Consider the following 12560-nt stretch of genomic DNA (forward strand, 5'->3'; position numbering starts at 1 on the left):
ATATGGCAGCAAATGGTATTAGCAATTATACTTGGAGATGTCATGCTAAATTTAGGATAATATTTCAATAGTAGGAAATGATGAATAATTCAGTCAAAGTTATTCAAATCGACGGAATTCTGGATTCTACTAAATCACAAGAGTTTCGCGATAAAATTACCGCAGAGCTAGAAAGCGGTGTCAAGACTGTCTTAGTTGACTTTCAAGAAGTAACATTTATGGATAGTTCTGGTCTGGGTGCTTTAGTCTTAGCATTTAAAGCTTTGCGAGCAGCTAATACCAGACTTGCCATATGTTCTATTAATGAACAAGTCAGAATCGTATTTCAATTAACAGGCATTGATAAGGTTATTGAGATTTTCACCAATCAAGATGAATTTCACAGATCTATTAATAACCAAGATGAGGTGAATCAATTTAGCAATGAGTTTTAGGAGAATAAAATTAAATTTTTATCTACTATTTTTATTTAATCTAATTGATAATGAAAATTAGTTAATATTTTTGAATTTAAAAATCTAATCAAATTTCATTTGTAGTATAGATAAATCATCATCGAAAACTTCTTGGGGATTGACAGCCATTAATTGCTTGACTATTTGGTTAAGTTGGCAATTGTGAGCATGCTGTAACCCAACCAACATTTTGATAAAAGCATCCAAACCCCAAAGTGTGCCATCGGATTTAGTGATTTCGTAAACCCCGTCACTAAAAATATAAAGAGTGCTATTTTCTTCAATACTGCAAAAACCATCAACATATTTGACTTGTGGAAACATTCCGACTGGCATACCAGGGGTTCTCAAAAGTTTAACATCAGCAGAATTCATTGATTTAGAAGATAATAAAATTGCAGGTGGATGACCAGCGCTGGAATAAATTAATTGACGCTGCACACGGTTATAAACACCGTACCAAATTGTAAAGTATTTATCATTTTGGTAGTTCATCTGAAAAGTATCATTTAATGCCTTTAATACCTCACTGGGTTGATAATAATTAAGACTTTTGAGAGCGCGCGATCGCAGTAAATTAAGTACAGAAATTGAAGGTAGAGTTGCTCTAAGCCCATGTCCGGCAGTATCTAATAAGTAAATTGCCAGATAATCAGGGTCAAGCCAGTAAAAATCCAAACAATCACCGCCTAGTTGCCGTGAGGGAATAAAGCAAAAATCAATACTAAACGGTTCGGTCATAGGAGGAGGTAACAGCGAACGCACATATTCGGCTGCTTCTGCCAATTCTGCTTCTAAAATCAGCTTTTGATTTTGCAAATCTCGACTTAACTGATGCAGACGCAATCCTGCTCTTACCCGTGCTTGTAATTCATTATGCTCGATCGGTTTGGTAATAAAATCATCAGCGCCAGCATCTAAACCTTTAACGCGATCCGCAACTGAATCGAGAGATGTTAAAAGAATGAAAAATGTAGTGGATAATTTTGGATCTGCTTTGATACGTTGGCAAACTTCTAGTCCACTCATTCCTGGCATAATCCAATCACAAATAATCAACGCTGGATTGCCAGTACATGCCTGTTTAATTCCTTCCTCACCGTTGCTCACAGCAACTACCTCATAACCCTGTCTTTCCAGCATTCTTTTCAGCAATATCCGTACTGCTGGATCATCGTCAATTACTAGAATTTGAAACATAGGCTCAAATAGAAGGCAGAAGGTGAGACAGCGCGATCTTGGGGGTTCCTCCCCCAACCCTAAAGGGAACCCCGAGTCCCCAATCCCCACTTTCCTGGGGTAGTGGCGACCCTGAGTCCCCCATGAACGACTGCGTAGACGTGCAAGCGGCTTCTCGCAGAGTAAGACAGAAGGCAGGGAATAGAGAATTAAAGTACAGCTTACAAGGAGCGCGAGTAACTATCTTATGACTCCTCAAACCTCTCCCACTCCTCACACCCCTCATACTTCTTCCACTTCTCCCACCCTTCACACTTCTCACCTCTCCCACTCCTCCTACTCCTCACACCCCTCCGACTCCCCTCTCCAGCATGTGTACGGGGTAGTTGGCAATTAGTAAACTTCAAATAGCTAATTATAGCGGTGACGACAGGGGATTAAGCCAAAAAAGTATGGTGCGTTTTAGCTGCTGTAGGTCACGATACACTTCTTGTTTGAACCATTGTCCGATCGCATCCAAGGGATTAAAATCTTTACCTGTTTGCCATTTCACATCTTGTCCTAAAGGCGTGAGGTGATTTCCTGGGAGTATTTGTGTTGTCACCATTTCTGGAAAGCGATTTTGCAACAGTTCAGCCAGAGGTGCTGATTGGTCAATCGTATCATTGTTAAATTTAATTAATAAGTTACGACGAACACTATACTGTTCCTGGATGAGTTGTTTGGTTTCCAAGGGCGAAGGGGTAAACTCAACAGCAAAGCTGGAATTAGACTGAAATGTAGAGTTAAACTGTTCTATCAAAGGAATTGCATCTCGTGCAGCATAATTGTTAAAAGAAATGAGGATATTACCTGCACGTTCTACCGGGAAAAGACTACCAATCAGTAGATGCAACTTGCATCCCATGCTGTGTCCGATTCCATAAATAGGAAGGTATTTTTTGCCTAACATTCCTCTGTCTTCTAAACGTAGTAAAGTACGTTCAAAATTGAGTAGGGTCTGTTGGGCGATCGCTGTATGGTCTAGAGTATTTATAAAAGGTGTGGCTACAATAACAAAACCTTTTTCTGCTATGTTTTCTAATAACAAACGGTATGTAATATGGGGTGCAGTGGCAACAAATGCACCACCGAGGAAATGAATTATACCTGTAGGCTTTCCAGGAATCAATACCCAGTTACCAGAGATTTCTTTCCATTCCATGCTGATAGGCGATCCCTAGTTAATTCTATATAAATTTAGTTAACACTTTTTTATTTTAAATCGTTGAGAAGATCCCATACGCTGGGTAAATAAAGTGTAGAGCTATATGTATGATTACTCGGTAGCATCGTCTAGACGATCATGCGATCGCTTTATACCGTTTCACTATAAGTCTGACACACTTGGCAACTGGAAGACAAAGAAGACAAGGGAAACAGATGTAATCCCTAGCTATTAAACAAAATTAGTACTTATATACTGATAATAGCTTTATTACAGCGCTTTGCATGTAGATGGAGATACACCCCTCCCTAGTTCTCCCTGAGATCGGTGAAGGTGCTAAGTTTCACACTTTTGAAAATCTGCTGGGTTTTTTGGTTAATAAAGATAAAAATTCCCGGAGATGATTCCGGGAATCCTGTAGTTTGACACTCTTGCACTTGATTTATGATTTCTCTACAATATCCGTTTTTAAATGTATATATCTGCCAAAATGCCAAAAATAACTTAGGATTTGTGTAATAAATTTCATTTGTTACTTAAATATTTTCTAACAAAAGCAAAAGAAGTTGATCAGATTTCAGGCATTAATCCAAGAATGTAATTCTTATTTCAATTGATTGCCAATAAAAGACCCCTGTGGCTAAGCAGGGGAGGAATTTTTGAGAATTCGCGCTAATTTTGTGCAAGAACGGATTGCTCACTTACTGTACTTTTTATCCAATCCGAATTGTTGCCAAAATGCCAAAATAAAATCCTGTTGCTTCCCAAAGATTAGCCTTTACCATCATGGATGCCTAGATGGAGTATGGTTTAGCTGGTTAGCAATCAAATCTACCACTGCCGCGATCGCCTTCATTATTTTTCATAGATGCTCCCTAACGATCCAAGGTTCTTCATTTCCATCTACAGAGAACAATAAAGCAAACAGGAAAATAGGAGAGTTAATTCCGAAAAAAATCTGGCGCAAAAGCATAAATTAGCTTTACTATCTTTCATAACAAGGATATTGCTTTTTCTCAGAAATAGATGGAAAAATTTAACACGAACCTCAGAAATTAGTCGGCAGTATATTTAACACTTAATACTTGGTTATGTAGCGTTAACTACGAAGCAATTTGTCTAGCTGTATCAAATTTAATGCTGGTTCTGTAAACGTCTCATTTCATGTTGAACATCCAAGGCAATCTGTAAAGCTTCATTTAATAATTTTCCATGCTCACTAGCTTGTTCTGGTACTTGCATTGCTGTTAACGTTGCTAAGTTATTCATAAATAGTTCCGAGTTACTAATAATAAATTTTCGATTTTCTCTCAGAATTCTCTCTGTCTTTAAAGCACGGATCAGATCAGCTTTTGTAAGCTGTAATGCTTCGATAACCTTACTTCTTTCTTTGATGGTTACTCCTAAATTACCAGCTGCTTCTATTTGATCATTGATATCTATTGCTTTAATGACAGCATTATATCTATCAACATCCATTAATAGCATTTCTAGAGAAGGTGTAATGTTAGTTTTGACTAGCTTATTTTTCTGTTTCCAAATTAGATACAATATTAACTGTGTAATAGCAGCAGCGACACCAAAAAATCCGATCAATAAAATCCAAGATGGAATAAATGTACTAACGATAATACTTTTAGCAAGTAGATCAAATGCAAGATAACTCACGAATAATATAGTAATTCCGAGAAAAATTGTAGTGGCTCCTTCTGGACCTCTTGCTTTTTTTATAAAACTTTGGAGTGTTTTCTTGATAGGATTAATAATAATAACTAGTTCATCATTAACAGGTAAATTCGTTAAATATTGTAGCTCACTTAGACTTATGTCTAAATCTTTTAAATCATTACGCACAGTTATTAAATCCTTGTTCAACATAGTTTTACTAAAATTATATGGCAATCAAACTTATGACATCTTTAGTAAATGGCAATTTGGCGAAAATGAAGTTTATCCTTCTTAGATATTCTAAGAAAGCTGAAAGCTACTAACATGTCTGATGCGATCGCATAATTTGAGTGTATTCCACTCAATAGTAAACTGCTATAGTAAATCTACAAAAACGTTATGTGATTGGAGAAGCGACCGCTCAAAAGCAATAAGTAACTGGAAAATCTTCTCAAGGCGGAACTTATAAAGGACTCGATTCCAACATGCAGCTACTAGCATAAGTATAGAAAGCGATCGCATAACCATAGTAATCACTCTCCAAAAAAATCACCCAGCAGTGCTGGGTTCATGGATTCCGAAGTAAAAACCGGAAAAATTCAGTTAAAAAAAATGAAGAGGCGTTGCTGAATAAAGGTATGTTTTAGGCAGGTAAGGGAACAGAACGATATTTGAGGTAGTGCAATAACAATCGAACAGAGTATCTCAGCATTTCCTCGGTTTTGGAATAACATAAAGTTTTACGATGAAGACGAGCCAAATAATGTCTAAGCCTTGTGTTTTCATTTTCGACTCGTGTCATGTAGGTCTTACTCACAATTTGGTCACCATCAGGAACAAAACAAGGGTAAACAGGGTATCCATCTGTGACGTAAAAATAACTCTGCCAACACTGGACAATGTTCCATAACTGTTGGAAAGTAGTCGAACTACGATCACCTAAAACCCAAGCAAGAATACCTTGAGTAAAGTGATTTACCGCCGTCCACAACCAGATTTTATTTTTTTTGAACCAATAAATGTTTCTAATTCATCTAGTTCTCCCACCTGCGGAATTTCCTTTGAATTTGGTGTATCCGCCAATTGTGTACCCACTCGTTTAACCCAATGAATAATGGTAGTATGATGAACGTTTTTCACCCTTTCAATTCCACGAAATCCCATACCATTGACGTACATTTTTAGGCATTCTTGTTTGATTTCATCCGAGTAGCCCCTGGGTGGTTTATAGACATCAATGAATTGACGACCACAATCACAGCAAATGTGATTCTGTTTACCTCTTTTCTTTCCATTCTTACGGTTATGACAAGATCCACAGCGTGGACATTCCATGATTAATTGACCTCAATTCATACCGCTATTATGCAACGCCAAAAAAATGAAGATATACAAAGATCATACTGATGATTGATTATATATCAATACCCTTTACTTAAGGCTCATAGTCAGGTCAATTAAACATTGTTCTCCAAGTTAAAAATAGTAATACTCAGTTACCAATTACCAATTACCGACACTAGCGAATAGTGTAAGTGTTCAAGCGAATATGAGATAAAATCTCCTCTTTCTCTATCTCACCAGTTAGATGCAGCCTATTGTGCGTAGTGCAAAACTATAAGCTTAAGTTCTAATAGTTTTTCGGAAGACACATTTGTGGACATCAGCAGGCGATATTTACTGAGGGTTGCTTCGACTTCAGGTTTGATTGCAATAGGGCTAGCAGAATCAGAAGGATACTTTAGAAAACTTTTAGCCCAAAGTCAACCAACTCCCACACAGATAAAAAAAGGCGAAATGATCTACAGACAACTAGGACGCACAGGAGAACAAGTATCTGTAATCGGTCTAGGAGGTCATCATATCGGCAGACCAAAAGACGAGCCAGAGGGAATTCGTCTTATCCGTACAGCTATTGATGGGGGTATTAATTTTATGGACAATAGCTGGGACTACCATAATGGAGGTAGTGAAATTAGGATGGGTAAAGCCCTGCGGGATGGTTATCGTCAAAAAGTCTTTCTAATGACCAAAATTGACGGTCGTACCAAACAAGCTGCTGCTCAACAAATTGACGAATCACTGAGACGTTTACAAACTGAGCACATAGATTTGTTACAGCATCATGAAGTGATTCGTATGGAAGATCCAGACCGCATTTTTGCTCCTGGTGGTGCAATGGAAGCAGTTGTAGAGGCACAAAAAGCAGGTAAAATTCGCTACATTGGCTTCACTGGTCATAAAGATCCTGTAGTTCACTTGAGAATGCTAGAAGTTGCTAATCAAAACAACTTTCGTTTTGATACCGTGCAAATGCCGTTAAATGTCATGGATGCCCATTTTCGGAGTTTTGAACGCCAAGTTCTACCGAAATTAGTTGACAATAACATTGGTGTGCTAGGAATGAAATCAATGGGCGACCAAAACATTCTCAAGAGTAACACTGTCAAACCCATCGAATGCCTGCATTACGCAATGAATTTGCCAACTTCAACAGTAATTACAGGTATTGAAAGTATGGAAATCTTGAATCAAGCCTTTGAAGCAGTACGCACATTTAAGCCAATGAGCCAGGAACAAGTCAAAGCACTACTCAAGCGCACTCGTGAGGCTGCTGCTAAGGGTCAGTATGAACTATTTAAAACTAGTAGTCAATTCGATAGTACGGCTAAGAATCCTGAGTGGTTGGGATAAAATACTATGTTGGATTTTGGATTATAAGTGATTTTCCAACAAAGATGCGATCGCTTCGGGATGCACTTTTTTAAATTCTTTTTGACCAAGTTGCAAAATACAGTTAGGTGCGCTATTGCAGCATTTTAAACAGCCTGTTTGCTCAATAGTCACTTTATCTTGCAATCCACGCTCACATAAAATCTTTTCTAATTCTGACAATAAACCTTTACCGCCCCTTTTGCGGCAACCAGATTTTTGACATACTAAAATTTTGGCTTTAGTTTGTTGGGGATTTTTTTGATTGGGACAAACTCCTAATGGTTTCACTCCATAAACTTTAAATTTGAGTTTACCAGTATGGGTGTTTAACTTGCTCAGACCAAATACGTGCAAAAGTTCGCCGGGTTGCAAGTTTACACCCAGGTATGCGCGCAGTTGTTTGGGAATTTTTAGCTGTACTTCCCCAGATGCGATCGCTAAACGCAAATATTTATATTCTCGTGATGAATCACTCAAAAAACCAAGGAATTGTCCTTCTAGATTAAATTCTGTTATTGTTAAATATTTGTCGCTCATTTTAAAATTTTGTTGGTGCTTAGAGGGTAGTAATTGAATGTTAGGAGTTGGTTGTTAGTAGATGATAGTTGGTTGTTTGTAGATGATAATTTATAGTTCCAAACAACAAACAACAAACAACTCTAAACAAAGTTTATGCGAGACGTTTTGCCTCAAAGGTTTGAGGTAATACTAATGGATCTGGTAAATTAGGAAAGGCTAATTCCCAACCATTCGCCAAAGTAAAAATTTTTCCTTCAGAACCTTCTGTTTCTTTTACAACTTCTTCTTCGAGGTCTTTTTTAGCAACGTAAACAACTAAATTACCAGCGTTATTTCTACGTAGCATCACTTTCATAATTCTACTTCCCTATTCTAAATCTTTTGATTTTTCTACTAGTTCCAGTTCTTTTTTGCGGCAACCAACAATAAAACCTGTCTGAAGAAAATGTACTGCATAAATATAGGATCTTTGTAAAAATGAGCCTATACTAACAACGTAACCAATATCTCCTTTTTTACCGAGAATAGTCCCGATTTCTTGACCAGGAAAAGTTCCATCATTTTTTATTTGTTTGCGGAGTCGGACTTTATCACCGATGTCAAAAGCAGGCGGATCGTATAATTCAACTTCATCATCTGATTGCATGGGAAACCCTCTGTTCGTAAACTAAATGCAAAACTTCTTGGGTGGTGAGACTGCGTTTTTTCTGAATAGACTGTTGTCTAACTGCATCTAATACAGATTGAGTTTCTTCTGTGTTGAGAATAATGCCGTATTGCTGTAGCACATTAGATAGTAAATGTCTGCCAGAATGCTTACCTACTACTAAACGCCGCTCCCAACCGACTTCTTCGGGTGCAAATGGTTCGTATGTAGTAGGATTTTGCAGTACCCCGTGAGCATGAATACCAGATTCATGAGCAAAGGTATTGTCACCAACAATTGCTTTCCAAGGCGGGACACTGCAACCCGATGCTGCTGCTACTAGTCGAGACAGTTCTAATAGACGTGGTGTTTCAATGCCAACATTGATACCATGAATACGTTTGAGAGCCATAACAACTTCTTCTAAAGCTGCGTTTCCGGCTCTTTCGCCTAATCCATTGACAGTGGTATTTACTGATAAAGCTCCAGCTTTGATACCTGCCAAGGCATTTGCAGTCGCTAAACCGAAATCATTGTGCGTATGGATTTCCACAGGAATCAGTAAAGCCGCAACTAACCGATTCACTTTTGTGTAGGTGCTGAAGGGGTCAAGAACTCCAACTGTATCGCAGAAACGAAATCGTGATGCGCCCCACTCTTGGGCATAATGGGCAACATCAAAGAGGAAGTTTTCATCAGCACGAGAAGAATCTTCTCCGCCAACAGCAACCCAAAGACCTTGATCGACAGCAAAGCTGATACTGTCTTTGAGTTGTTGCAAAGTTATGCGCCACTGGCCATGAAACTTAGCGGCTATTTGAATTCCAGAGACGGGAATGGAAATGTGCATTCTTGTCAAACCACAGGCCATAGACGCCTGAATGTCTGAAATCACAGCCCGATTCCAGCCTAGCAATTTAGCAGACAAACCTAAGTTAGAAATTGCTGCGATCGCTCGCATTTCTGACTCACCCATCGCCGGAATCCCGACTTCAATTTCGTGAACACCGATAGCATCAAGAAATTTGGCGATCGCTACTTTTTCTTGTAAATTAAAGGCAACGCCCGCCGCTTGTTCGCCGTCACGTAGAGTCGTGTCATTAATCAGAACTTTATTCATTGGAAAAATACCTCTAATGAAGTGTGAAGTATGAAGGATGAAGGATGAAGTGTGAAATATCAACTATAAAATCTAAATTATTATTTTCATCTTTCATCCTTTATTCTTCATCTTTGATTTTTCATCCTTTATTCTTCATTCTTGAGTTCTCATCCTTCATCTTCTATCATCATTCTTGCTCAACTATCATTTTGCATTCTGTATGACATCAAACCAGGAATTGGTATAAATTAAGGATTTTTTTCTTCAGGATGATTAGGGATTTCAGTAAATAGCATATAACTCATGTAAGTCTTTGCTATTCCTGATACAATTAACAAACTAAATCCAGCAATTAAAGTAGCAATCATGGTGTTATCCTCAGTAGTGAAAATTTCAAAACTAAAAATTGAAAGAAGTATTTACTTCTTTTGAATTTGTAATAATTAATCTGATTCTCTTAAGCTTGCTCTTCTAACCAATCAAAAATCCGCTCCAACTGCTCTATATCAACTAAACCATACTGCCAAAGCAGCATTGGTAACGGTCCATTTTCTAATTCACGTTTTCGCAGAGCTACATCAATATCTCCACTTGAAAGTTCAAGTTCATTCTGCAAAAAATTAATAAATTTTATATCACTTTGACAGTTAGCTATCATAGAAGCTTTAACAAAAACCGTGAAGTGTAAAATACTTGATAAAATCATTACAACTGCCAGCATCGTTCTAGCCAATCAATTAATTCTTGACGAGAAACCGAAAATTGCTTAACGATACTGTGAACAAGAATTACTGTGAGAAAATTATCTATCTGCACCCGTAAAGAACCATCAGGATGACACAAACAAGGAATCATTAACTCTTGCAAGCGGCGATAAACTTGCCAGCGATCGCTTAAAGGAATCTGCACAATATAATAGTGATCGCCTAAGGTAGGAGAAGTGTAAGGTGGTAGCATTGATTTGGTTGATTGTTAGTGGTTAGTGGTTAGTGGTTAGTGGTTAGTGGTTGGTTGTTGGTTGCAACAAACAACAGACAACAAACAACAATTGACTATTGACTATTGACCTTTGACTGTTGATTTTTCAAAATTTGCACTTGTTGTTCGAGCTGTTCTATGCGTTCAAGCAAAGAGCGAATCACAGTTGCTTCCACATCCGGAAGTTTGCCGTGTTCTAGAGGAGAGAGACGTTTATTCTGTTTGTGGGAAATATTGCGTCCAGGAATACCTACGACAGTGCAATCACTAGGGACATCTCGTAACACCACTGAACCTGCGCCAATGCGGGCCCCTGCGCCAATGGAAATATTGCCCAAAACTTTTGCACCTGCTCCCACGACAACGTTTTCACCCAAAGTAGGATGACGTTTACCCGTTTCTTTACCGGTTCCGCCGAGAGTAACACCTTGATAAATCAAGCTGTAGTTTCCGACAATAGCAGTCTCACCAATCACAACACCCATGCCATGATCGATAAATACTCCCTTACCAATTTCTGCACCTGGATGAATTTCAATTCCTGTCAAAAATCGTCCTACATGAGAAAGCAAGCGAGGAAAAAAAGCTATCTTGCGACGATATAACCAGTGGGCGAGGCGATGCAAACAGAGTGCATGGAATCCGGGATAGCAAAACAGCACCTCTAACCAATTGCGTGCTGCTGGATCACGCTCAAAGATAATGCGAAAATCACTCCACAAAGGTTCAAAAATGCCATTTGCACTATCCGGTGTTTTGGCAGTATTTGAATTCCGAATAGGATTTAGTGTCTGTTGCATCGGTAATGCTCTGATTAAAAGCAGTGTGCTATTTTTCTGCTTATACCAGACACTTGGTTAGGGGACAGTGGAGCCGATGACGATTGGATTTATTGGATTGATTAAGGTTGTACTCAAGCACGCTCATCCCCCATTTAATGGAAATTTAAAATTCTTCTGGGGGTAGGGGTGCTAGTATTTTTAGACTAGGGGTTCTAGTATTTTTGGGCTAGGGGCTAGGCATTTTGGTACTCAATCTCTAGCTCTTTGCTTGTAAGACTTTGCAAAGATTTAAGCAACATATTTTTGCATAACTTAACGTGTACTCACCCGCCCAAAAATCTGTGATCAATAATATTAAGAGTAGAATTTCTGTATATGGAAATACTATTAAAATTTTATTATTTTGTTGGTGAAAAAACAAGATAGCAATTACTACTGGATCACTAATCCTTAAATGCAGCAAATTGAACAGTGGCCTTTTCTAGCTGGATATAAGGATGTTATGTGAGGTTCCAATATTCAATGCCAAGAAGCTCACTTGTTTGACGAAAAAATTTGCTATGTCAATAATTTAGTAAAAAATATGCAGTTAATAGAAACATTTACTACTCATCGTCTACTGGCTGAGCGTTTACAATTTCAACACTTGAATGAACTTGACCGTATGCACCAAGACTCGCAAGTTATGGCAACTTTAGGCGGTATTCGTTCTGATGAAGAAACAAGGCTTTTTATTTTAAATAACTTGCATCATTGGCAGCAGTATGGATTCGGATTATGGGTATTTCGAGACAAAGTTAATAATCAGTTTGTCGGTCGTGCTGGTCTTCGCAATACTAATGTAGAAGGTATCAATGAAGTTGAGTTAGCATACGCTCTTATGGCTAAATTTTGGGGTAAAGGATTAGCAACAGAAATGGGTGAGAAAATCTTGAAAATTGGTTTTGAACTACTAAAGTTGCATGAGATAGTTTGCTTTACTCTCACGACTAACAAAGCTTCACAAAGGGTTATGGAAAAGTTAGGATTTAAATACGAACGTGAGATTATTCACGCAAGTTTACCCCATTTTTTATACCGCTTAACAGTTGAATGACAAAATCATAGAGTTGTTGATTAGTCCCCCTTGTCAAGGGGGAAGCAATATATTAACTCCCTCCCCTTAGTAAGGGGAGGGTTAGGGTGGAATTTTGAGGATTCATGCAAAAGGTCTATTCCAACTGCTGCGTTTTATCTGTAGCGATAAATTTTTGTATCCACACTATTACTTCTGCATCTTGAAATCAGAAAGGAAATCAGCATTCACTAC

At 38.2% G+C, this 12560-nt stretch carries 14 protein-coding genes; 3 read left to right on the forward strand and 11 right to left on the reverse strand.

The annotated features are described in order from the left end of the window. Positions 1–80: 80 nt before the first annotated feature. Positions 81–434, forward strand: coding sequence for an STAS domain-containing protein (locus tag RS893_RS25450; RefSeq protein ID WP_315792097.1), 354 nt, complete (start codon positions 81–83; stop codon positions 432–434). A gap of 84 nt (positions 435–518) precedes the next feature. Here RS893_RS25450 and RS893_RS25455 read toward each other — a convergent pair whose 3' ends face one another. The 4 genes from RS893_RS25455 to RS893_RS25470 form a co-directional block, all read right to left on the reverse strand. After that, on the reverse strand, positions 519–1655 hold the full coding sequence (locus RS893_RS25455; protein ID WP_315788414.1) for a PP2C family protein-serine/threonine phosphatase: 1137 nt from the start codon (positions 1653–1655) through the stop codon (positions 519–521). Between the two features lie 394 nt (positions 1656–2049). Continuing rightward, positions 2050–2838: a DUF1350 family protein gene (locus tag RS893_RS25460; RefSeq protein ID WP_315788415.1), complete on the reverse strand. Its 789-nt coding sequence runs from the start codon at positions 2836–2838 to the stop codon at positions 2050–2052. A gap of 1137 nt (positions 2839–3975) precedes the next feature. Continuing rightward, positions 3976–4719 carry a hypothetical protein gene (locus RS893_RS25465; protein ID WP_315788416.1) on the reverse strand — a complete coding sequence of 248 codons (744 nt, stop codon included), beginning with the start codon at positions 4717–4719 and terminating at the stop codon, positions 3976–3978. 433 nt (positions 4720–5152) lie between these two features. After that, positions 5153–5844, reverse strand: a protein-coding gene (locus RS893_RS25470; protein ID WP_315784082.1) for an IS1 family transposase whose coding sequence is annotated in 2 segments (ribosomal slippage) — positions 5153–5520 and positions 5520–5844 — 693 coding nt in all. Because the reading frame shifts where the segments join, the coding sequence is not laid out codon by codon here. 321 nt (positions 5845–6165) lie between these two features. Here RS893_RS25470 and RS893_RS25475 point away from each other — a divergent pair. Continuing rightward, entirely contained in the window at positions 6166–7203 is a 1038-nt protein-coding gene (locus tag RS893_RS25475; protein ID WP_315788417.1) for an aldo/keto reductase, read from the forward strand. A gap of 21 nt (positions 7204–7224) precedes the next feature. On the opposite strand, the gene RS893_RS25480 is transcribed toward RS893_RS25475, so the two are convergent. From RS893_RS25480 to cysE, 7 genes are all read right to left on the reverse strand, one after another. Beyond that, positions 7225–7761, reverse strand: a complete 537-nt coding sequence (locus RS893_RS25480) for a (2Fe-2S) ferredoxin domain-containing protein (protein WP_315788418.1) — start codon at positions 7759–7761, stop codon at positions 7225–7227. A 133-nt stretch (positions 7762–7894) separates the two neighbouring features. Beyond that, entirely contained in the window at positions 7895–8098 is a 204-nt protein-coding gene (gene nifT, locus RS893_RS25485) for a putative nitrogen fixation protein NifT (RefSeq protein WP_009456970.1), read from the reverse strand. Positions 8099–8110: 12 nt separating this feature from the next. Then, complete coding sequence (locus tag RS893_RS25490) at positions 8111–8389, reverse strand: nitrogen fixation protein NifZ (protein WP_009456969.1); 279 nt, start codon at positions 8387–8389, stop codon at positions 8111–8113. Further along, a complete protein-coding gene (nifV, locus tag RS893_RS25495) occupies positions 8376–9509 on the reverse strand; it encodes a homocitrate synthase (RefSeq protein WP_315788419.1) in 1134 nt (377 codons plus the stop codon). Before nifV ends, RS893_RS25490 begins: the two co-directional genes overlap by 14 nt. 439 nt (positions 9510–9948) lie before the next feature. Further along, complete coding sequence (locus RS893_RS25500; RefSeq protein WP_315792098.1) at positions 9949–10149, reverse strand: DUF2949 domain-containing protein; 201 nt, start codon at positions 10147–10149, stop codon at positions 9949–9951. 47 nt (positions 10150–10196) lie between these two features. Further along, positions 10197–10448, reverse strand: a complete 252-nt coding sequence (locus RS893_RS25505) for an Asr1405/Asl0597 family protein (RefSeq protein ID WP_315788420.1) — start codon at positions 10446–10448, stop codon at positions 10197–10199. A 95-nt stretch (positions 10449–10543) separates the two neighbouring features. Then, on the reverse strand, positions 10544–11269 hold the full coding sequence (gene cysE, locus RS893_RS25510; protein WP_315788421.1) for a serine O-acetyltransferase: 726 nt from the start codon (positions 11267–11269) through the stop codon (positions 10544–10546). Positions 11270–11834: 565 nt separating this feature from the next. Here cysE and RS893_RS25515 point away from each other — a divergent pair. Then, positions 11835–12347, forward strand: coding sequence for a GNAT family N-acetyltransferase (locus tag RS893_RS25515; protein WP_315788422.1), 513 nt, complete (start codon positions 11835–11837; stop codon positions 12345–12347). Positions 12348–12560: the final 213 nt, after the last annotated feature.

Source organism: Fischerella sp. JS2 (assembly GCF_032393985.1).
In the GTDB taxonomy this organism is placed as follows: domain Bacteria; phylum Cyanobacteriota; class Cyanobacteriia; order Cyanobacteriales; family Nostocaceae; genus Fischerella.

Excerpts from the sequence above, each read along its gene's own strand:
- RS893_RS25450 (WP_315792097.1), top strand. The coding sequence starts at position 81 with ATGAATAATTCAGTCAAAGTTATTCAAATCGACGGAATTCTGGATTCT.
- RS893_RS25455 (WP_315788414.1), bottom strand. The coding sequence starts at position 1,655 with ATGTTTCAAATTCTAGTAATTGACGATGATCCAGCAGTACGGATATTG.
- RS893_RS25460 (WP_315788415.1), bottom strand. The coding sequence starts at position 2,838 with ATGGAATGGAAAGAAATCTCTGGTAACTGGGTATTGATTCCTGGAAAG.
- RS893_RS25465 (WP_315788416.1), bottom strand. The coding sequence starts at position 4,719 with ATGTTGAACAAGGATTTAATAACTGTGCGTAATGATTTAAAAGATTTA.
- RS893_RS25480 (WP_315788418.1), bottom strand. The coding sequence starts at position 7,761 with ATGAGCGACAAATATTTAACAATAACAGAATTTAATCTAGAAGGACAA.
- nifT (WP_009456970.1), bottom strand. The coding sequence starts at position 8,098 with ATGAAAGTGATGCTACGTAGAAATAACGCTGGTAATTTAGTTGTTTAC.
- RS893_RS25490 (WP_009456969.1), bottom strand. The coding sequence starts at position 8,389 with ATGCAATCAGATGATGAAGTTGAATTATACGATCCGCCTGCTTTTGAC.
- nifV (WP_315788419.1), bottom strand. The coding sequence starts at position 9,509 with ATGAATAAAGTTCTGATTAATGACACGACTCTACGTGACGGCGAACAA.
- RS893_RS25500 (WP_315792098.1), bottom strand. The coding sequence starts at position 10,149 with ATGATAGCTAACTGTCAAAGTGATATAAAATTTATTAATTTTTTGCAG.
- RS893_RS25505 (WP_315788420.1), bottom strand. The coding sequence starts at position 10,448 with ATGCTACCACCTTACACTTCTCCTACCTTAGGCGATCACTATTATATT.
- cysE (WP_315788421.1), bottom strand. The coding sequence starts at position 11,269 with ATGCAACAGACACTAAATCCTATTCGGAATTCAAATACTGCCAAAACA.
- RS893_RS25515 (WP_315788422.1), top strand. The coding sequence starts at position 11,835 with ATGCAGTTAATAGAAACATTTACTACTCATCGTCTACTGGCTGAGCGT.